A 21,966-nucleotide genomic window follows, 5' to 3' on the forward strand; every position below is an offset into this window, starting at 1 on the left:
GATAATTTTACAGAAAAAGGTAAAGTTTTGAATAGGATAGGTCGATATGGAAATAGAATAAGTCTAACTATGCCCTTGGATGGGCGTGAAAAATAGAGAAGAACTTGGTGAAAGGGGCTCTATGAGTATGTACAAGGATGTAAAGAAAAGAATTTTAGCAGGAGTGCTGGCGGCGCTGATGGTTGTCTCGACACTGTCGATTGGAAGCAATCTGTTCGCGGACTACACGTCAAATATTGGCGAAACATTGCTGGAAGAAGGACAATATGCACAGATTGGCAGCGCGACAAAAGATTATCAGAGGCTGGATCGTGCAGCCATGAAAGTGGACATGGATGTGGCGCAGAGCGTAGATTATACCGTTTCGGTCTATCAAAATCTGGCAGATGCCAGTGATCCGACCAGTGGAGTCTTACGCTATACCAGTGCCCAGCAGCATATGGATGGAACATCGGAGAGCGCATCTGCAAGAGAACTTTCTCTGGATCTGAGCGGAGCGGGAATTTATTTATCTTCCGGTGAGACCTATGCGGTTGTCTTTAACTTCACCAGTGTCAGCGATGCTATCTATTACTATACGGCATCCGGTAGCGGCTATTATTATGAAAGCGCCTGGGATGGACGTGACGGTATGATAGAGACCGGGCTTTCTGATGTAGGCGCGGATGCAGTTTCAGATAACACCACTGTCACTGCCGGTCAATCTACCATCGCCATAGACGCAACGGACACACAGACAGCGGTTCAGGCAAGCCTTTCACCAGCCTTGAAACGTACACTTATCTATACGGTAGATGCAGGTGCGCCATTTACGGTAAATGCAGATGGAACGATTTCTCTTAATGCCGATGTGACCAGTGGCAGCGGAAATGTGACAGTATCAGCAGTCGGAACAAGCAGTACTGCAAGTATCAAAGTCAATATCTTAGAGGCATCCATCGCAGAAGGAACTTATACTTATACAGGAGAAGCGGTAGAACCGGCAGTTACTGTAAAATGCGGTAGTACAGTTTTAACACAGGGAAGTCAGTATAATGTGACCTATAATGGCAGTACCAGCGCAGGGGAAGCAGTCGCAAAGATCACAGGTATTGGTGATTATGCAGGCTATAGCAAGGAACTGACCTATACGATCGGTACAAAGGCTTTGCCAAAGGATGCGGGTGCACAGTTTAGTGTAGATATTGCATCCAACACGGTCACTAACGGTATCTATTCCGATGAGGGCAAGACTCTTACTTTTGGAACGGACTATACAGCAGAAGCAGTATTAAAAGGAAATCAGGTAGAAAGCGGACAACTGGTTTATCTGTACGATATTACCGTAACCGGTATTGGCAATTATACAGGAGCACAGATTTACAATAATTATGAGATCAAGGCAGGATCTGACAATAAGTTTGATATCAGCCAGATCGTAAGCGCTGAGTTGTCACAGACTTCTTATACTTATGACGGCTTGACAAAGGAACCGGCGGTTACCTTTAAGAATGCCACAACAAACGAAGCGATCGAAGGCTTTGGCGATAATTGTAATGTTGAATATACCAACAATGTAGAAGTTGGCAGGGCAACTGTGACCATCACCGGTAAGGAAGCAAACGGCTATACCGGAACGATCGTTTTAGGCTTTGACATCAACCGTTGTGATCTGGAGCAGGCACAGGATGATGATAAACTGGATATTACGGCAAGCATCGATGGCGTGGCTGCTACTACATTTGCCTATACCGGTAAGAAGATCGAGCCGGTCATGACAGTTACTTTAACACGTGACAACTCTGTTTATACCCTGGTTCAGGATCAGGATTATACAGTAACCTATAGCAAGAATACAGCCATTGGTACCATGAGTGTGGAAATCTCAGGTGCCGGAAATAACTTCCAGGGTACTGTGACAAAGCAGTATCAGATCCTTGGTGATTTTGAGACGGCTGCGGTTGTCAGCATTGGAAATAACAGCGTCACATATGATGATGGTTATGCCAGTGATTATACAGCAACCTACACAGGTTCTGAGATCCAGCCAACGGTCTCCGTAAAAATGGGCAGCAGTTGGCTAAAAGCAAAAACAGACTATACCGTTTCCTATGAGAATAATATCAATGCAAGCACAGATGACCAGAAGGCGGTTGCCGTCATCAAGGGTGCAGGCAATTACAGTGGTAAAGAGATCCGCGTGACCTTTACCATCAAGCCACAGACTATCAGTGGTACTTTGAATGTTTCTACAAAGAAGACCTATACAGGAAAAGAGATTACCTTATCTTCCGGTGAATATACTCTGACCAAGATAGGTAAGACCTATGTCGAAGGACAGGATTTTGAACTTTCCTACGAGGATAACACCAATGCCGGAACAGCAACTGTTTATGCAAATGGTATTGGCAATTATACCGGTAGTGTAAAGGCTACCTTTACCATCCAAAAACTGAGTCTGACAGATAGTCATGTGGTTGTAGAACCGGAAAAGATCGCAGATCAGATTTATACCGGAAATCAGATCAAACCGGATATTACCTTATATTATCAGGATGATGATGGAACGAAGCGTGAAATTTCAAACGCAAACTATTCCTTGTCTTACAGTAATAATAAGAACATTGGTCAGGCAACCATCACCATCACAGGTGAGAAGAACCTGACGGAGGAACGAGACGAGTATTTCTCCATTGTTGCCAAGTCGCTTTCAAATCTGACCTTTATCCTGGGCGGACAGGAGGTCAAGCAGATTGCAGAGAATACTTATCTGGCAACCTATGTTGCAGAATATACAGGAAGAACGATCTCGCCAAGTCTGACCGTTAAGGATGGGGACGCTACAGTCGCTAAGAGCGGAAACTATAAGACAAGTTCCGTGAATGCGATCAACGCGGCAGGTTATGATGAGAATAACACATCCAAGACACCGGCAATCGTGGTGACCGGAAAAGGAAATTATGGTGGCTCTACCGTGACCATTTACTACACGATCGCACCAAAGGACATTACATCCGAAGCAAGCGGTGTTACGATCACAGATACACAGAAACTGGTTAAGAATGGTGACTATCGCCTGCCGGTTGTAAATGTAGTAAACACCAACTTAAATAATAAGGTTCTGACACAGGATACCGATTACACTGTATCCGTAGGTGAGGACAGTAAGACTTCCGGCGAGGGAAAGATTGCAACCATCACAGGTATTGGCAATTATACCGGAAGCAGAAATATCACCTATACGATCGGAAGCAATCTGGCACTGGGCGGAGCAGTAGAACTGCATAACCCTTATGATGACTCTACCCTAAAACCGGCATCTTCCGGGGATTACTATGTACCATATTGGGGCAGAGATACAGATGGCAACAGCATCAAACCGGTATCGAAACTGACCTACACGGATGCAGACGGCAAGGAAACAGATCTGGAAGAAGATACCGATTACACCGTCACCTATACGACCGAGGCCGGTGGTATGGGATCTACAGAGAGCGTTGTTATCACTTATACAGGTATTGGCGACTACTATGGAACCATTACCAAGCGCTACTATGTGACCATGGTTGTTTTGGATAATGAGTCTTCCGTAACCGTTACAAACATTGATCCGAACCATCCGGAGGCAGGCTTTGAGTATGTCTATGATGGAAATAAGATCACACCACAGATCCAGGTGACCTACAATGCATCCGGCAAGACCATTCAGTTGGTTGAGGGGACCGATTATCAGTTCACGGCGACGGAGGTAGGACCAAATGTTGGTACATATACCGTACAGGCAAAGGGTATCGGACATTACAGCGGAACCCTGAGCCAGACCTATACGATCGTGGCAAGTGACCTGAGCGCATGTACACCGTCCGCAACCACCCTGCCGGATTATACATACACCGGAAAAGAGATCAAGCCGGATATCAGTGGCATTACAATCACAAATACCGCAGGAACTGTCTTGAAACAGGATGTGGATTACAAGGTACAGGGCTACAAGAACAATATCAACATTGCAGATAAGAGCGATGCAGATGCACCTACCGTTATGATTGTGGGTATTGGTAACTACAGCGGAACGATCAACTTGAAGTTCTCTATTGTTACCAAGAGTATTTCTGATAATGTGACAGTAGAGGCGATCCCGGATCAGATGTATACCGGAGATAAGATCATGCCAAGCCTTTCCCTTATGTATGGGGATGTGGTATTAAAAGAAAATACAGATTATACATTGACTTATAGTAACAATGTCAATCCGGGTAGAGCGACCATTGCGATTGAAGGAATAGGTGCTTACAGCGGAACCCTGACGGCGCGATTTAATATCATTGGTAATTTGAGCAATACCAGTCAGTTTACCATTGGCGGATATCAGACCACCTATAGTTTACAGGCAAACGGAACCTTACAGTTCTCCGATGCCGGTATCAGCATTACTTATCAGAACCAGTCTAATGTAGACAGTTCGGGAAATATGAATACCATGTATCTGGATTCTTCCAATTATGAGATCCAGCAGTATAACTGTGACAGACCGGGTGAGGGACAACTGATCTTTGTCGGAAAGAACTACTGCATCGGAAGTCAGACGATCCCGATCAGGGTTGTTGGAGATCTGAAAAATGTGGAAGTGATCAATGTCAATGATCAGTATGACTATACCGGAAAGCAGATCAAGCCGACACCGATCGTCCAGTTTGGTTCACAGGTATTGGAAGAGGGCGAAGATTATACCATAGAGTACGGCAACAATGTAGATGTTGGTACGAATAGTGGTAGTATTGTGATCCGCCAGGTTTCCGGTACAGATACTTACTATACCGGCTCCAAGACAGCACGTTTTAATATTTATTATAATCTGTCCAAGGCGACGGTTACCGGTTTGAATGATACCTATTCTTATACCGGCAGCGAGGTCAAGCCGATACCACAGGTAACATGTGCAGGAAAAGTCTTGCAGGAAGGCGTTGACTATAGTCTTACCTATACCAATAATATCGACGCGGGTACAGCATCCGTGGTTATCAATAGCATAGATGGCGCATCTATCGGCAATCAGGTTGTAAACTTCGAGATCAAGGGTATCAATCTGGCAGATCCGGGCATGAACATTACCTTAGACGGTCAGTTGTCCGGTCTGACTACGACTTACACCGGAGATTACATCCAGCCCAATGTAGTTGTGACCTATGGTGGCAAGACACTGACACTGACCAAGGACTATAATGTAAGTTATGCAGAGAACCTCAATGTAGGAACCGCATCTGTGACCATCAGTGGTGCAGGAAGTTATTATGGTGCCGTGACAAAATACTTTACGATCACACAGAAAGATCTTTCTGCAAGTGACATTAATGTCAAGGTTTCAGACACCGGTTATGCCGGGGGACATCCGGTAGTTCCGCAGATGAGCCTGACTTATAACGGACATACCTTGCAGGAAGGCGTGGATTACACTTATACACTTTCCAACAATGAGCAGGTTTCTGTTGACAGCAAAGCATCTGTTATATTTACAGGAATTGGCAATTACACAGGATCCAGAAGTGCACAGTTTGAAGTTACCAAGGTAAATCTTGCCGGCGGAACCGTCAAACTGGATAAGACATCAGCAGTCTATACCGGAAGCGTGATCACACCGGAAATTGAAGTTTCTTGTCCGGTTGGTGATGGTACGACCTATATCTTACAGGAAGGTACCGATTACACGATCTCCTATGGAAATGGTATCCGCGATGCCGGAAAGTACAATATTTCGATCGTTGGAAAAGATAACTTCTATGGCTCTTTAAATCCTACCTTTACGGTAGAACCGAAGCCGATCACAGAAGATGATATTACCGTGACGGTACCGGATATGGACTACAGTGGTTCTGCGGTAGAACCGGCAGTAGTTGTGACGGATACGACAAGGGGCGTGGAGTTGACCAAGGGTACAGACTATGACCTGACCTTCAAGAATAACATCAATTCCGCATCTAAGGATGATACAGACGCAGCGCCGACGGTAACGATCACCGGTAAGGGCAACTACACAGACAGCAGAACGGCGACTTTCAATATCGGTAGATCACTCGCAGATGCACAGGTGCGTATTGCACAGGATCAGCAGGAATTTACCTATGACGGTAAGTCTCATGTACCGACCTATGCAGTCTATCTTTCAGACGGCACTTTATTACAGGAAGGTGCCGATTATGAAATGATCGACATTGAGGATAGTGTCAATGCCGGTACAAAGACCTTGGCGGTCAAGGGAATTGGCAATTACTATGGCAAGCCGTTTACTTATTACCGCATCAACCAAAAGGTCGCAAAGGCATCCGAGATCAATGTGGTATTAGACCTGCCACAGGACGAGGATGGCAATTATGTGACGACTTACACCGGTAGTGCCATCACACCGGGCGTAAAGGTATATGATACCGCGATCTCCACAAAGACAGAGATTGATCCGGTCAACTATAGTATTACTTATGTCAACAATGAGAATATCGGAAATATTAACAGTCCGGCATTTGTGGTGGTTTCTCTGAAAGGCAACTATGCATTGGGATCTGAGACCAAGAGCCAGGCATTCATCATTGGGGCAAAAGATATTTCAGACTTTAAACTGGTATTAAATGATAAACGCGTTACCTACACCGGAAGTGCTATCACACCGGACGTATCCGTGATCTATGACAATGGTGTGGATCCGGTATGGACCTTGGTGGCAGGCGTCGATTATGATCTGGAACTGACAGATAATACCAAGGCTGGTCATGCGACGGTAACAGCCGTAGCAAAGGGCAATTACACAGGTCAGGTGACCGAGGAATTTGACATTGTAGCATCCTTAAAAGATGCCATTGTCACCATTGAACCACAGTTTTACACCGGAAAGGCAGTAGAGCCACCGGTTACCGTAGAATGTGGCGGCAACGTATTGGAGCAGGATGTAGATTACAAGGTAGACTACTATTCTGATGACAATTACACGACAGGCGGTTATGTCATTATCACACCGCTGGTATCTTACTATAGTGATAGTGCAAGATGTGCTTACACCATCAGCGCAGATATGTCACTGCTTCGTGTCAAAGGTTATGCAAACCAGTACACCTACACCGGAAAAGCGATCCGACCGGACTTTGTCATCGAGGATCCGAGCGGCAACCAGGTGGCTTATGATGCAGACCAGATCGTCTATGGACGTATGAGTGCAGAAGAGGCGGAGACGACCGATATTGCGGATGTTACAAATGATGATTGCATTGCGGTCGGAACGATCACAGCCTTTATTCCGGTAGAACTTGCCGGCAATAAAGAAGTCTTACAGGCAACTTATGAGATCATTCCAAAGAATATCAACGCATGCAATATCATTCAGTTGAACAAGAATACCTACACCGGAAAAGCCATTGAACCAAAAGCAACCTTGTTGTATGATGGTAAAGAGTTGATCCAGGGAAAAGAATACAGTGTTACTTACAACAACAATGTAAATCCTGGCGTTGCTACAGCAACCGTACAGGGACTTGGCAACTACACAGGAACCAGCGTATTGAAATTCAATATCATCGCCCCGGTCATGGTAGGATTAAAGGCTCAGGCAGCCAGTGAGACAGGTATTCAGATCTCATGGCTGAAAAACGGAAAGGCTACCGGTTATGAGATCTACAGTGAGGACAACCGTACCAAGTACGGCTCAACATCGGCTACATCCTTTGTGGCAAATGGCTTGAAGAACTCAACGACCTATACCTTCCATGTGAGATCTTATGTGACCGCAGGTGGAAATACGACCTATGGCGAAATGCAGTCGGTAACGGCTTATACCAAGGTGGCGTCTACCAATGATCTTGTCGGCACATCAACGGCAAAGAGAAGTGCGACGCTTACATGGAACCGCAGCAACACGGTAGCAGGTTATGAGATCTATCGTAGTTCAAGTGCAGACGGTACTTACAAGAAGATCGCCGTTGTACCAAATGGCAAGGGTGCCTATACCGATACCAAGGTAGGCAGCAACAAGACTTACTATTACAAGGTACGTGCATACAAGCCGGTGGATGGTTCTTATGTTTATGGAGATTACTCAAAGACAATAGCGATCACTATAAAGTAGGAATATTTCATGCAGGAACAAGGAAAATATAAGATCGGCGAATACACCTTCCAGACCTTTCACGAATATCGTGATGGTCAGGAAGATGTTCGCAAGATCGAATGTATCAACAAAGAATTAAATATACAGGATCCCGAGGTGGCAGTGCGTCTTTACAATGACATTCGAAGCGGCAAGATCGTATTCAAGTCACCGATCGGCGATCAGTTTTTTGCGCATCTGGCAGATATCGTTGCGGATAAGTCCGTAGATCTGTTGGAGGACAAAGCCGTTGTAGAAGAGGCAGAGGGCAAGGTAAAATACCAGAAGATACTTGGTGTTGCATTTATTATCTTGGCACTTGTCTCTTTTGCTGTGTTTGGAATTGCTGAGATCCGGGACATTGTGACGACAAGGCAGATGCAGAAACTGGCAGATCAGGTGGAAACACCAAAGAGTCAGGATAATGCTTCCAAAAATGACGATGCCAAGAAGGAAGATACTTCTATAGAAAATGGAGATACGTCATCCGATCAGGAAGAGCAGACGCAGAATTTAAGTGTTTTGCCAGAATATGCGGAACTCTTACAGCAGAACCCGGAAATGGTAGGCTGGCTCTCCATTGACGATACCGAGATCAATTATCCGGTCGTACAGAAGGATAACACCTACTATCTGACCCATGGATTTGACCAGGCGACCAACTCCAACGGCAGTATTTTCATGGACGAGCGGTGCAGTATCTTAAAACCGACAATCAATACCATTATCTATGGGCATAACATGAAAAGCGGGATGATGTTTGGTGGGCTGAAAAATTATCTGCAAGAGGGTTATCTGGATGCTCATAAATACATCAATTTTAATACCATCTACGAGAAAAGAACCTATGAGATCGTTGCGGTAGGGCTGTCCAAAGTCCAATACCAGGATGAAGATGCTTACCGTTATTATGATTTCATCACCTCGACTTCCGCACAGGATCTGGAAGATTTTATCCAAAATGTAGATTCCCTTGCCGTATATGGAAATGCGGATGGTCTGACACTACAGGATAAACTTTTGACCTTGTCGACCTGTAACAGTTATACCGAGGATGGACGATTATTTGTAGTAGCCAAACAAGTACAATAGGTGTATAATATACTAGATGTTGTAGATTTTTATTTCGAAATAGAGTTATACGGAGATAAGAGAATGAAAAGAGGTACAAAAATTGGATGGTTTCTGATCGCACTGTCTGTGATCTTATCCGTTTGGGTGATCGTCAGTCAGAGTTCAGATGCAAGCCAGGCGACAGAATCCGGATTGGTGCTGAGTGATGATGGCACAGTTCTGGAAGATTACACAGGAAATGGCGGAGCCGTTACGATCCCGGATGGTGTGACTACAATCAATGCCGGAGTCTTTGCATCAAAAGACATTACATCGGTTGTTATGCCGAGTTCGGTGACCAGTATGGGAACAGGTGTATTTAGCGGATGTACTTCTCTTGCGTCAGTATCCCTCAGTTCTTCTTTGAATGGGATCCCGGAAGAGACCTTCCGTGAGTGTTTATCCCTTGGATCTGTTACGATCCCGGATAGTGCAACCTCGATCGGCAGCAATGCTTTTTACGGATGTGCATCGCTTAGTTCTGTCAGCATTCCGGCAAGTGTCAGCAGTATTTCTACGGATGCTTTCAGCGGATGCGGCAATCTTTCCAATATCTCAGTGGCATCCGGCAATGGTGCTTATGCATCTTCGGATGGATGTTTATACAATGCGTCAAAGACCCGCCTTTTGTTAGTTCCGGAAGGCAAGACTTCTTTGGCAATAGCAGCAGGCACGACAACGATCGGCACAGGCGCGCTTCAGGACTGCACCGGTATTTCTACCGTGTCCCTTCCAAATAGTGTGACCACGATCGAAGCCAATGCTTTTACTGACAGTGGTGTTGAGACTATCACCATCCCTGCATCCGTGACATCGATCGCGGCGCAGAGTTCGTGGACACCATCTACTATTTATGGTGTTTCCGGTTCCGCAGCAGAAAAGTATGCTAAGGATAACAATATTGTCTTTGTTGTCTTGGGAGATAACCAGGATGATGATAACAACGATGACAATAATGACGATAATAATAACAATAATAGCGGTGGTAACACCAACGGCGATAATAATGGCAACAACGATGGTGCCAATAATGGAGACAACGGCAGCAATAATGGTACTTCCGACGGCGATGTTGTGAACCCGGACGGATCCATTACCCACGCAGACGGTTCTGTGACAACCGCAGACGGCAGAGTGATCAAGAGCGCGACAAACGGGGGCACTGCATCCCATACAAAAGATGCGACACCAACGACCGCAGATGGTATTGATCCGAGATACTTCCTTTGCATTGCAATCTTTGCCGGTGGTATTGGGGTTATTCTATACAGCCGTTTCAACAAGATGAAATATTTAAGCCAGAATCATAAGGATAGATCATAAACATGTTTACAAGAATGATGGCACAAGGGATTGTGACAATAATCTATACGCTGGAATTTGCCGGGCTTTTGGTAGCGGCTTTGCCGCGCTACAAGCAGAAATACTATGTACCGGTCAAGATGTTGTGTAGTGTATCCTTTGTTGTGATCGCAGTCATGTTTGCCTTTGTCAGCGACCATATGCAGTATTTTTATATGATGCTGGTGCCATTGGTTCTGTGTGCGGTCGGAGATCTCTTTATGGGGCTATACCAGATCAGGAGCAGGCGCAAGCATATGCTAGCAGGCATGATTGTCTTTCTTCTGGCACATATGGGATTTTTGATCTGCTTCTTCCGTATAGATGCAAGGCTCACATGGTGGAACATCTTCCTGCCGGTCGTATCGCTGGCAGCCTTCTTCTTTGTGAAGCGTCTGATGCATCTGCACATGGGAAGACTGGCGATTCCGGCAGCGATATATTGCGTCTTTCTGTCGCTCATGCTATCCAAGAGCACACAATATATGGCACTCTGCCCGGGACTTGCTTCCGGCTGGATCGGCTTTGGAGGTATCGCCTTTTTTATCTCCGATTTTACGATCATCTTTTTGTACTTTTACAAGTTCCGTAAGCCGGAAAATCGTGGCAAGATCCACTATTTAAATCTGGCAACTTATTATTATGGTATTTTGGCATTTGATATCAGCATTTTATATTTTGCAGCCTTTTAAGAGAATAGAACACAAGCAAAAGAACTTCCCATATTGTGGGAAGTTCTTTTTTCAGAGTCTTTATAGAAAACATATTAAGAAATGGCTTGTTTTTTCACGGTTTCCAATGCCTTTGCAACCGGTGGGATAGCGATCACGATCAAAGTGATGATTGCCTCTGCTCCCAGATAAGAACCATTGTAAACCAGTGAGTAAACAACGGCATTTGGGAAGGTATCCGGTGCATACATGCCAAAGAAGATCCAGCCGGACAGGAAAGCGAAGAAGTAACGTCCTAATACGGCGACGATATAACCCTTGATGAGCCCGTGCTTGGAATTGTGGAAAAGACCTGCAAGACCAAGAGCACCAAATGCTAAGATGTAATCAACCAGCATCTGTGGGAAACTCAGGATATACGGATCGATCAGAAGTTGTAATACGCCGTAAGCCAGGGCTGCTGTAAGACCGCCGCCAAATCCATACCAGTAACCGATCAGGACGATAAAGAGCATGGAAAAGAGTGTGACAGAGCCGCCCATAGGCAGGTCAAATAATTTGATCATAGAGGTAACTACAGCAAGTGCAATCGCCATAGCGGAAAATACCAACTGCTTGGTGCTCATCTTCTTCTTGGTGCCAAAGACAGCAGCACCTGCGAGAAGAAGTGCAATGAATACTAAGATCAGCGCGGTGTAGCCGGCAGTGGTGAGATCATAAGCACCATCTGCGTTTGCTGTTACAAAAAAACTCATAAAAAAATCTCCCTTCATTTGTACATGCTAGGAGATCAGTCAGGAACTAAGCTTCCTTACGCCGGTATTACCCGGTTCAAGTAATAAGGGTCGATGTCAAGACATCTCTCAGCCCCAAAAGGCACCCCTAGCATAGATTTTGTATTGATTTGTTTTTTGTCGTTTGTTAGTATAGCAGTAGTTCATTAGAAAGTCAACCGACGCAATAGGAGATGCAGGATGGATAAACAGGCATATCCTATAGAAAAGAGGAAAATATATGGTCAGACTATTGGCAAAGATGTTTATCAAAGATTATAAAAACTACGAAGATATAAATGTGCGGGAACGTTATGGCATACTGAGTGGCTGTGTAGGTATCCTGCTCAATGCCATGCTCTTTGGGATTAAATTTTTTGCAGGATTGATGAGCCATTCGATTGCGATCACAGCAGATGCCTTTAATAACTTATCTGATGCCGGGTCTTCCGTGATCACCCTGCTTGGCTTTAAATTATCGTCTGCGGATCCGGATCCCGAACATCCTTTTGGACATGGCAGACTCGAATATCTGTCAGGCCTATTGGTATCAGCCATTATTGTGATCATGGGCTTTGAACTTTTGAGGGATTCTGTAGAGAAGATTATCCATCCACAAGACATGGATTTTTCACCGCTGGTGATCATTATCCTGCTTGTGTCCATTGCTGTAAAACTCTATATGGCGTATTATAATCGATCCTTGGCAGATAAATTGGATTCTGCTGCCATGAGAGCAACGGCAACTGACAGTATGAGTGATACTCTGGCAACTTTTATTGTCCTGGTATCTACGATCTTTTGTGAATTCAGTTCCTTACATATTGATGGTTATTGCGGCTTGATTGTTGCCCTGATCGTTATCTGGGCAGGTTTATCTGCCGGGAAGGAGACCGTAGACCCACTTTTAGGGCAGGCGCCGGAAGCAGGCTTTGTTGATCGCATAGAGGAGATTGTAATGGCGCAAGATGGAATCATAGGTGTGCATGACCTTGTGGTACATGATTATGGACCGGGACGCCTTATGATCTCTCTACATGCAGAAGTTCCGGCAAGCGTAGATGTTATGATCTCGCATGATGTGATCGATCGGACAGAACACATTTTGAAAGAAGAATTGCATTGCGAGGCAGTTATCCATATGGATCCGGTAGTGACCGATGATCCTCGTTTGGATCAGTTACGCGAGTCGGTAAAAAAGATCGTGGAGGACTGGAATGAAAAGGCTTCTATTCACGATTTTCGAGTTGTTTTCGGACATACGCATACGAATCTGGTCTTTGATGTGGTCGTGCCTTATCAGGTCAAGATGACAGAACATGAGATCACAGTGCAACTGCAAAAGAGAGTCTCGGAGCAAATCGGCAAAGAGTACTTTATAGCAATCAATATCGATCGTAAATATATATAAAATACAAAGAAGGTTTGACAAAGTTTTTATTTGCCAAACCTTCTCTTTTAATCTACATAACTAATAAATACATTTCCTGCGCTTTCAAAGACCTGAGATGCATTGTCTGTCGACATCTTGGTGTATTGATCGGTATCGGAATGATAAACGATGATATTGGCGGCATCATAGCCAATGATCAGCAGGGCGGCGTCATCCCCGGTTCTCGCATAGACCGGCGTTCCCTGACTGACATAATACAATGCTTGGCTCAAGGTACATCCGGTCAGGTCTAAGACCAGTTTATCCTTGAGGGAAGTCTGCAATACGGACATTGGTGTTTCGCCTCGGTCTAAAAGAGCGTGTACTTCGCCGCTGATGCCTTCGCTTTGCAGGATGGCGCTGATACAGCCGGCGGATGTGCTTGCCTTTCGGTCGGATGCGCTGGCTTCAATGTCGTTGAAAGCGTTGACGTAGGATTTCTTGCCACGGTTCCAGATATAGCGCTGCTGGTTGTCAACGACCAGTCCCATATCCGCATCTGCAGCCATAATGGCTTTGTTCAGGTTCTGCGTTGTCAGAGTAACACGGTTGCCGACATACACAAAGTAGGTTTCCTGTTCCTCGGTCGTAGAAATAGAAATGCTCTTGGTGTCGTTGATGGTCGCCAGGCTTGCATCCCCGGCTGCCAGACTATGGATAGACTGTCCATCTTCCAGATCTGCCATGACATAGGTTGTAGCCAGCCCCTGCGTATCGCTGGCAGTCTTTACCAGGGATACCGTCTTATTCTGCTCGCCTGCAGTATCTTTTATAGTATCCTGGGTGGTTGTCACATATGTGCCATCCTGTTTTGTTACGCGATCCAGATAAAGGGTATAGGAGGACTTGGTCGCACCGGTCACATAGATACCGTCCTTGGCATATTCTTTTAACTGTGTGAAATTGTCACTGGACGTATCGATGATCTCGACTTTTGCCATTGGATAGACGGCACTTCCGGCTGCATCTGTTGAAATATCGCTTTCGTTTGCAATCCCGTATACAAAGTCTTCTGTCATAAATGCCAGTGGCTTGATCTTGGTTCCCTTGGCAGCATCGATCGTGCGTACTTTTTCTGTTTCCAGATCCATGATGGAGATCTGGTCTGCTACATCATCTTCTGTCATCCATGCTACATAACGGCCGGAGGAAGACACGGCATACTGGTCGGATTTCAGGTTTGTGATCAGTTCCTTGGTGGACAGGTCATCCAGACCGACTTTGGCAAGGGTGCCGCCCATCATGATATAAAAGTCACCATCAGCATTTTCGTAAAGCAGATCACTGAAATCTGCGTTTAAGATCTGATAAGAATGTGTGGTCGCAATAAATACCTGTTCAATGGCTTCCTGCTTGATGCTGTCATAATGGTAGAGATCAATGCCGCTTTCGCCTTCGTGTTGACCGCGGTTCATATAGCCGTAAACAACAAAGTCCATATTTCCGGTCTCATCAATATTTAAGATGCGGATATTGTGTTGTCCGTAACTTTGTCTGGCATCTGTCGGATCATCAATAAAGCCATAGACTTTGGTAAAGGTCTGCTTGTTCTGGTTGTATTCAAAGAGTTGACCGGACTGCACAAAACTAACGATCGTGCCGGTCTCATTGGACAGGTACCCGGTAGTATCACTGGTCACGCCGACCGATAAGATATTGCCGCTCACGTTCACAGATGCCGTATCGATGATCTGCTCCATGCTGCGCTGATAATCCAGCAGGTAGATCTGCTGGTCGGTATAGCGGACTTTATAATATTCTTCTACATTATAATAATTGGTCGCGCCGTCAGCCTCCTCAGCCATCTGGTAGGTATAGACAAGGGAAGCGTAGGTGTCGTTGATGTCGGTAAAGGATACCAGCGGATCGCCCACCTGTTTGCCTGCAAATCCACGCCAGCCGATCTGATCGATGGAAGAATTGATATTGACGTTACCCAGATCGTTTTTGTCTGTATAGTCTGCTGGCTCTATATAAGATGCCAGGAGTTCGTATTGGTCGCTCATGGACACGTTATGGAAACTATCGGTAAATTCCAGACACTTCTTGGCGTAGGTCTCCTCAGGCAGCGTGATACGGGTATAATAGTAAAGATCATCACTCTTACAGTGTAATTTTAGGATAAAGAGGTATTCCTGCCCCTCATCCACCAGATTTTCAATCTGTAAAGATTTGGTCCAGGTATTGCCATCCTTGTTCCAATCGGAAACCTTGGTGTCTGCGATCTTGCGCTGGGTATCCAGACTGCGCACTTCATAGGAGACGCTGTCCACATCATAGCCATAGGTGTTGATGGTCAGATCCATTTTTCGCTTGGAGTCAAGCGGAATCAGGGCATCACGCATATAGCAGGCGTCCATCTGGGTACGGTAGCCATGCAGTTCCCCCATGGTGTGATCGTAAGTCTGCACACCAACAAGAGGAAGTGTAGCTTCTGCCATCGTGACCTTTTTTTCTTCCTCGCCCAAATTCAGGAGGATCTGGAAAACGATCAGTGCTCCTGTAAATATAAGAAATAATACCAACAATCTATGACGAATCCATTTTGGTATACCTTTTTCTCTAAAATTTAATTTCATAATTCCTTATCCCTATTTTATGCTCTATGACCCGGGGGCCAATGTTCTAGTTTCGCTGGCTTCCTTGCAAATGACAAGCCAACATGCTATAATTTTATCACTCTTTGCGAAATGTGTCTTGTTCGATTTTGGACTTTCACATTTTTGTCACATTTTTAACTATACTTAAAAGATGTGACGCAAAAGAGTATTTTTGTTTGGAGGCAATATGAAAGCAGTATTTTCAAAAATCGGAGGTTTCTTTAAATCTCTTGGCAATAAGTGGTCGGCAGTCAAGTCCAGGATACCGACACCGAAATTCGTACAAAAGATCCGTGAAAACGAGCGGTTGCAAAAGATAAACGATTGGTTGAACCGCTATTCTCTGATCGAGCACATCCCATTATCTTTGATCATGTGTTTTGTCATGGAATGGTTGTCTCGTCACTCTTTTATAGAAGCGTGGGGATTTGTCACCAATCATACCGGAGCCTATCTGTATAACTCCTATCTGATCTTTGTGTGTTATTCTCTATGTTACCTTATCAGCAGACAGACCTTTATGCGTATGTGTATCAGTGCCGTATTTGTTGCACTGGGTATCACCAACTGCATTATCCTGCTCAACCGTGTAACACCATTTGGATTTACGGATATTTCCATGATCGGTGATCTGCTTACCATGCAGAATACCAATTATTTTACCTCGCAGCAGGCAGCCATTTCGGTAGTAGCACTTTTATTATATACACTTTGGATGGTTCGCATCTTTATCAAAGGCAAAAAGTTAAAGCCGCGTTTTCCGTATTGGGTCAAATTGCTCTTTATCGTGGGATGTTTTGCCAGTGTTCCGGTGACGACTTCTACTTTGCAGGGCCAGGGCGTACTTTCCTGTTATTTTGGTAACTTAGCACAGGGCTATCTGGATTATGGATATCTGTATGGATTTTCTACCAGTATCTTTAATCGTGGTATGTCCGAGCCTAAGAATTATGATCAGGAGTCCATTTCTGCGATCGTAGACGAGACCAAGCAGGGCGCATCCACGATCAAGGAAGAAGACCGACCGAATATCGTCGTTATCCTTCTGGAGTCTTTCTTTGATGTCAGTGAGGCAAACTTTATCGAGACTTCCGAGGACCCGATCCCATATGTGCATTATCTGGAACAGAATTTCTCGACCGGGCATCTGACAGTGCCAGTTGTCGGTGCCGGCACCTGCAATTCCGAGTTTGAAGTTCTGACCGGTATGTCCTGCCGCTTCTTTGGACCTGGTGAATATCCGCAAAAGACGATCTTAAAGAAGACAGACTGTGAAAGTTTTGCAGGCGATCTGCGCAACCTTGGTTACAGCAGCCATGTCGTACACAATAACGGTGGTAATTTCTACAGCCGTGCCAATGCCTTTTCCATGATGGGCTTTGACACTTTCCAGAGTAAGGAAATGTTGGATATTACCGATTATACACCGCTGGGCTCCTGGCCGACCGATGATATCTTAACACCTGCCACCACAGAGGCAATGGACTCTACCGAGGGACCGGATTTCGTCTATACCATTACCGTAGAGGCACATGGTGATTATCCGACCTACAAGGTCATTGAAAATCCTGCCATTGGTGTTACCTGCGAGGGTAAAACCCAGGAACAGACCTATGCTTGGGAATATTACATCAACCAGATTCACAACGTAGATGAATTTATCCAGTCCTATATCGAGGAACTGAGTAAACGTGATGAAGATACATTGGTCATCATGTTTGGCGATCATCTGCCGACCATGGGATTGACTGAGAGCGAAGTGGCTACCGGAGATCTTTTCCAGACCAAATATTTCACCTGGAACAACTTTGGCATGTCAAAAGAGGATCAGGATCTGACTTCTTATCAGTTGGTTTCTGAATATCTCAATCGTCTGGGTATCCATGAAGGTACCATGACCAATTATCATCAGAGCAAGATAGCAGCAGGTGTCAGAGCCGGAACACCGGAATATATGACAGATCTGGAAGCCCTGCAGTATGATATCTTATACGGAAAGCGCTACGCTTATAACGGCGAGGATAAATATCCTGCCACCGATCTGGAAATGGGTGTATCTGATGTTGTGATCGACCGTGCATACTTCTTTGACGGCAAGTTGCACATTTATGGTTCCAACTTTACCAAGTGGAGTAAAGTCTATGTCAATGGAGAAAAGGTTACGACCAATTACGAGAGTGGGCAGTGCCTGACGATCAAGGCATCTGCGGTACAAAATGGCGATACCATCACGGTATGCCAGGTAGGATCCAGCAATACAATCTTCCGTGAATCCAATGAGTTCACGGTCGTAGATCCGAATTATGTATCCGATACGCCGGGAAGCGCAGAGCAGCCGGATGAGGATGATCTGGAAGCAGACGATGAATCTTCACAGAATTAAAGAATATAAATGCAGACAAAAAGAAGGCATCCCATATCCGGGATGCCCTCTTTATTTGCCTTATAAGGACGAATCTTACAGTTCGCCATTGTTGTATTTGTTTACGACCTTGTGGATACGCTCGTATGGATCTAACAATCCGGAGATAGAGCAGTCATGGTTCAAAGTATCAATGATATAAGCGATGTACTTGCTCATATCGCAGTTGATATAGTAAGGACGGCTCAAAAGTTCCGGTGTCTGATAGGTCAGGTTTGTAGTTACAACACGATAGATGATGCCTTTTTCTACGGCTTCATCGAATTTCTCCAGACCATTGGTGAAAAGACCAAAGGTTGCCACAACGAAGATTCTCTTTGCTTTACGCTTCTTTAATTCGGTTGCTACATCGATCATACTCTCGCCGGAAGAGATCATATCATCAACGATGATGACGTCCTTTCCTTCTACGGAAGATCCCAGGAATTCATGAGCAACGATTGGGTTACGTCCGTCTACGATCATGCTGTAATCACGTCTCTTGTAGAACATGCCCATATCTACACCAAGCACGCCAGCCATGTAAACGGCACGGTTGGTACCACCTTCATCCGGGCTGATGATCATTAGGTGGTCGTTGTCGATCTGGATATCCTTGACGTTCTTTAAGATGTTCTTGATAAACTGGTATGCAGGCTGTACTGTCTCAAATCCATGAAGCGGGATAGCGTTCTGCACACGAGGATCATGTGCATCAAAGGTAATGATATTGTCAACACCCATGTTGATCAGTTCCTGCAATGCGATAGCACAGTCGAGGGACTCACGGGAAGAACGCTTATGCTGACGACTCTCATAGAGGAATGGCATGATAACGGTAATTCTCTTTGCCTTACCTTCGATAGCAGCGATGATACGCTTTAAGTCAGAATAGTGATCATCCGGTGACATGTGATTGGTCTGACCACAGAGAGAATAGGTCAGGCTGTAGTTGGTTACATCAACGATCAAAAAGATGTCCAGTCCACGGACAGACTGTAAGATGGAACCCTTGGCCTCGCCGGAACCGAATCTCGGAACAGCAGCCTTTACAATGTAAGAATCACTCTTGTATCCGGCAAGTGTGATGTGATCGTAATGCTCAGCATCGCGATCCTGTCTCCAATTCACCAGGTAATTGTTGACTTTGGCACCGAGTTCCTTACAACTCTCCAGTGGGATGATACCCAAAGTACCTACAGGTGTGCTTTCTTTTAAGCAGATTTCTTCGTTTGGCATGAATCTTTTACTCCTTTGTTTGTTATGATTTATTGGATAATTTTTTCTTGATGCGAATATCGTCACCAAAAAGTTTACAAGGTTGATAATTGCTGAAAATGCGGGAAGATGTACGTTCTGAGTAGATCTCACGCAGTTGTTTCATGGAAAGATTGGTGGAGATCACAGTGGATTTGCCACGCAATAGTCTCTCATTTAAACATAGGAATAACTGGGATGTCGTAAAGGAATTGGAAAATTCCGTACCCAGATCGTCAATGATCAGCAAGTCACATTGGAATATTTGCTCATGAGCCTCCATTGCGTCTTCATCTTTCTGGAAGACATCTTTTTCAAAGATATCGAAAAACTGGAAGGCTGTAAAATAAATCACAGAATGTCCCTGATCTAACAGAGACTTAGCGATACAGTTGGAAAGAAAGGTCTTGCCTGTCCCCGTATCGCCATACAGAAGTAGACTACCACCTTCTGTAGAAAAATTCTGCACAAAATTTTGTGCTGTTTCATAAGCATCCTTAGCAAAATCCAAAGAAGACCGCCCGGACTTGGCATCTACGATGTCTTTGGAGTAGTAGTCGAAAGAGAAAACGTCGAAGTTCTCCTGGTCTAAAATGTCGTCTAAATGAGACTGGGAGTAGACCAGATCAATGGATGCCTGCACAAAACAGCGACAGCGTTTGCCATCCACAAAGCCGGTATCCTGACAAAGCGGACAATCATATGGCGGTGTCAGATAATCCAGAGGATATCCATGCTCTTGGATAAGAGTTTCACGCTGCTTGCGGATATCGCCTAACTTCTCCTTGAGGGCGGCAGAGCCGGCAGCATCGCCATTTAAAAGCCTGTCTATGCTCTCAACCGATAAGCGGCTGACCTCATCATCCAATCGGGACAATTCCGGAACTGCCCGGTAGAGTTCTTCTTCACGCTGTATCACGATCTGGTGATTGCGCATTTGTTTATTGTTGTATTCCCGCATGAGCGAGTCATATTGTGCATTGGTCAGTGCCATGGATCCATCCTTCTACTTTCGCAGTAATTGTTGTTCTAATGCTTCGTAATAGTCGTCATCATATTGACGCTGTTCAAAATTGTGGAAGCGGTTGGTCTTGGTGCGTGCGACCGGAGCGGAAGCCACCTTTGCCTGCTTGGCGGAAGCGAATGCCTCGTCTAAGCGGGCGATGTCATCCAACTGGCGGATGCCCTTTTTGCTCCAACTGCCCAGAATGGAGTCGGCGTATTCAAAATTGACTTTGCCGGTGTTGCGGATCGTGCGCTCACAGGCTTCGCGGATGATATCCAGCGAAAAGCCGTAAGAACTTGTCCATTTGTTGATAAAAGCAGTCTCGCGCTCGGTCAGATTACGACCGGAAATACCAAAAGCTTTCATGATCGCATAGTAAGACTGTGAATGGATATTGGTGGAATCCTTGGCTTCCTGCAAAGAGGAGATCCCACTTTCCTTCCAATTCAGGGCAACCTTGTTCATATAATGGAAGTTTGGATGTCCCTTCTCTACACAGCATTCCACAAGATACTCGATCATATCAACCGGAAAATGCAATTCTTCTGCCCAAAAGAGGATTTTTTCTACTTCGGTCAGGTTGAGCGGATGTCCGACATAACGCTCTGAGATATAGAGGAGTTCGGCAACATCATCCTGCTTTTTGAAAGCGGCGATCTGACGTGGCGAATAGTGGCGTGGCTCGTCCGGTGGGATCTGCAAAGCCTTTTCCTCTGTCTTAGGCTGATGCACATTTAGGTCTGCCGCAGACTTGTCCTGTCTGTCAGAAGGAAGCAGCATCATCTTGATGGTGGCAGAGGACTCTGTAGGCGCAGAAGCCTTATGCTCATCCTGTCCCGGTTCTAAAAGACAGATGCCTGTCAGTTGATTGGCATCGTTGTATTCTAATTGCAATAAATGCATCTGTTCCCAATAGGAAAGTCCGCGGCGGATGTCATTTTCCGTGTAGTGGAACTTGTCCGCCATGGCAGAAGGATTAAAGTGTCTGTCACCTGAGGAAAGTACCCGAAGCAGGTAAAGATAGATCTTTACGAACTCGCCGCTGGCATCCGGCATAAAACAATCTATAAATGTATTTGACACACAAGTGGATTGATGACTTGTGGCAACATGTATCTGTATGTCTGTCATATCATAACCTCTCTTCATTAGCAATCAGAATTATAGCATATAAAATATGGGTTGAGAAGAAAAAAGTAATCCACAAATCCAGTAAAATCAAGGGTTGGCGGGAACTTGACTTTTGTGGATAAGTACAAAAAAGA

Annotated in this window: 11 protein-coding genes and 1 riboswitch; of the genes, 6 read left to right on the forward strand and 5 right to left on the reverse strand. The window is 45.1% G+C overall.

Annotated elements, in window-relative coordinates:
* Window positions 1–121: 121 nt before the first annotated feature.
* The 4 genes from H8R94_RS07970 (at window position 122) to H8R94_RS07985 (ending at window position 11,253) form a co-directional block, all read left to right on the forward strand.
* Window positions 122–8,086 carry a fibronectin type III domain-containing protein gene (locus H8R94_RS07970; RefSeq protein WP_186854348.1) on the forward strand — a complete coding sequence of 2,655 codons (7,965 nt, stop codon included), beginning with the start codon at window positions 122–124 and terminating at the stop codon, window positions 8,084–8,086.
* A gap of 9 nt (window positions 8,087–8,095) precedes the next feature.
* On the forward strand, window positions 8,096–9,199 hold the full coding sequence (locus H8R94_RS07975; protein ID WP_118281457.1) for a class B sortase: 1,104 nt from the start codon (window positions 8,096–8,098) through the stop codon (window positions 9,197–9,199).
* Window positions 9,200–9,262: 63 nt separating this feature from the next.
* Entirely contained in the window at window positions 9,263–10,543 is a 1,281-nt protein-coding gene (locus tag H8R94_RS07980) for a leucine-rich repeat domain-containing protein (RefSeq protein WP_186854349.1), read from the forward strand.
* Window positions 10,544–10,545: 2 nt separating this feature from the next.
* The gene (locus tag H8R94_RS07985; protein ID WP_118535453.1) at window positions 10,546–11,253 is read left to right on the forward strand and encodes a lysoplasmalogenase family protein; all 708 of its coding nucleotides are present in this window, start codon (window positions 10,546–10,548) and stop codon (window positions 11,251–11,253) included.
* Window positions 11,254–11,327: 74 nt separating this feature from the next.
* Here the strand turns inward: H8R94_RS07985 and thiT are convergent, their stop codons facing one another.
* Window positions 11,328–11,987, reverse strand: coding sequence for an energy-coupled thiamine transporter ThiT (gene thiT, locus H8R94_RS07990; RefSeq protein WP_118281460.1), 660 nt, complete (start codon window positions 11,985–11,987; stop codon window positions 11,328–11,330).
* Between the two features lie 36 nt (window positions 11,988–12,023).
* A riboswitch (TPP riboswitch) is annotated at window positions 12,024–12,126 on the reverse strand.
* Window positions 12,127–12,246: 120 nt separating this feature from the next.
* On the opposite strand from thiT, the gene H8R94_RS07995 reads away from it, so the two are divergent.
* Complete coding sequence (locus tag H8R94_RS07995) at window positions 12,247–13,416, forward strand: cation diffusion facilitator family transporter (protein WP_186854350.1); 1,170 nt, start codon at window positions 12,247–12,249, stop codon at window positions 13,414–13,416.
* 47 nt (window positions 13,417–13,463) lie between these two features.
* Here the strand turns inward: H8R94_RS07995 and H8R94_RS08000 are convergent, their stop codons facing one another.
* Window positions 13,464–16,016: a hypothetical protein gene (locus H8R94_RS08000; protein ID WP_186854351.1), complete on the reverse strand. Its 2,553-nt coding sequence runs from the start codon at window positions 16,014–16,016 to the stop codon at window positions 13,464–13,466.
* A gap of 208 nt (window positions 16,017–16,224) precedes the next feature.
* On the opposite strand from H8R94_RS08000, the gene H8R94_RS08005 reads away from it, so the two are divergent.
* Window positions 16,225–18,420: an LTA synthase family protein gene (locus H8R94_RS08005; RefSeq protein WP_186854352.1), complete on the forward strand. Its 2,196-nt coding sequence runs from the start codon at window positions 16,225–16,227 to the stop codon at window positions 18,418–18,420.
* Between the two features lie 75 nt (window positions 18,421–18,495).
* Here H8R94_RS08005 and H8R94_RS08010 read toward each other — a convergent pair whose 3' ends face one another.
* The 3 genes from H8R94_RS08010 to H8R94_RS08020 are packed head-to-tail and all read right to left on the reverse strand — an operon-like array spanning window position 18,496 to window position 21,832.
* On the reverse strand, window positions 18,496–19,677 hold the full coding sequence (locus H8R94_RS08010) for a ribose-phosphate pyrophosphokinase (RefSeq protein ID WP_118281464.1): 1,182 nt from the start codon (window positions 19,675–19,677) through the stop codon (window positions 18,496–18,498).
* Between the two features lie 22 nt (window positions 19,678–19,699).
* Window positions 19,700–20,689, reverse strand: coding sequence for an ATP-binding protein (locus tag H8R94_RS08015; RefSeq protein ID WP_186854353.1), 990 nt, complete (start codon window positions 20,687–20,689; stop codon window positions 19,700–19,702).
* Window positions 20,690–20,701: 12 nt separating this feature from the next.
* Entirely contained in the window at window positions 20,702–21,832 is a 1,131-nt protein-coding gene (locus tag H8R94_RS08020) for a DnaD domain protein (protein WP_186854354.1), read from the reverse strand.
* Window positions 21,833–21,966 lie beyond the last annotated feature (134 nt).

The organism is Roseburia lenta, from assembly GCF_014287435.1.
Taxonomy (GTDB): Bacteria; Bacillota; Clostridia; order Lachnospirales; family Lachnospiraceae; genus Pararoseburia; species Pararoseburia lenta.

What these genes read in the sequence shown, in the direction of transcription:
- H8R94_RS07970 (WP_186854348.1), top strand. Translation starts at nt 122, where the DNA reads ATGAGTATGTACAAGGATGTAAAGAAAAGAATTTTAGCAGGAGTGCTG.
- H8R94_RS07975 (WP_118281457.1), top strand. Translation starts at nt 8,096, where the DNA reads ATGCAGGAACAAGGAAAATATAAGATCGGCGAATACACCTTCCAGACC.
- H8R94_RS07980 (WP_186854349.1), top strand. Translation starts at nt 9,263, where the DNA reads ATGAAAAGAGGTACAAAAATTGGATGGTTTCTGATCGCACTGTCTGTG.
- H8R94_RS07985 (WP_118535453.1), top strand. Translation starts at nt 10,546, where the DNA reads ATGTTTACAAGAATGATGGCACAAGGGATTGTGACAATAATCTATACG.
- thiT (WP_118281460.1), bottom strand. Translation starts at nt 11,987, where the DNA reads ATGAGTTTTTTTGTAACAGCAAACGCAGATGGTGCTTATGATCTCACC.
- H8R94_RS07995 (WP_186854350.1), top strand. Translation starts at nt 12,247, where the DNA reads ATGGTCAGACTATTGGCAAAGATGTTTATCAAAGATTATAAAAACTAC.
- H8R94_RS08000 (WP_186854351.1), bottom strand. Translation starts at nt 16,016, where the DNA reads ATGAAATTAAATTTTAGAGAAAAAGGTATACCAAAATGGATTCGTCAT.
- H8R94_RS08005 (WP_186854352.1), top strand. Translation starts at nt 16,225, where the DNA reads ATGAAAGCAGTATTTTCAAAAATCGGAGGTTTCTTTAAATCTCTTGGC.
- H8R94_RS08010 (WP_118281464.1), bottom strand. Translation starts at nt 19,677, where the DNA reads ATGCCAAACGAAGAAATCTGCTTAAAAGAAAGCACACCTGTAGGTACT.
- H8R94_RS08015 (WP_186854353.1), bottom strand. Translation starts at nt 20,689, where the DNA reads ATGGCACTGACCAATGCACAATATGACTCGCTCATGCGGGAATACAAC.
- H8R94_RS08020 (WP_186854354.1), bottom strand. Translation starts at nt 21,832, where the DNA reads ATGACAGACATACAGATACATGTTGCCACAAGTCATCAATCCACTTGT.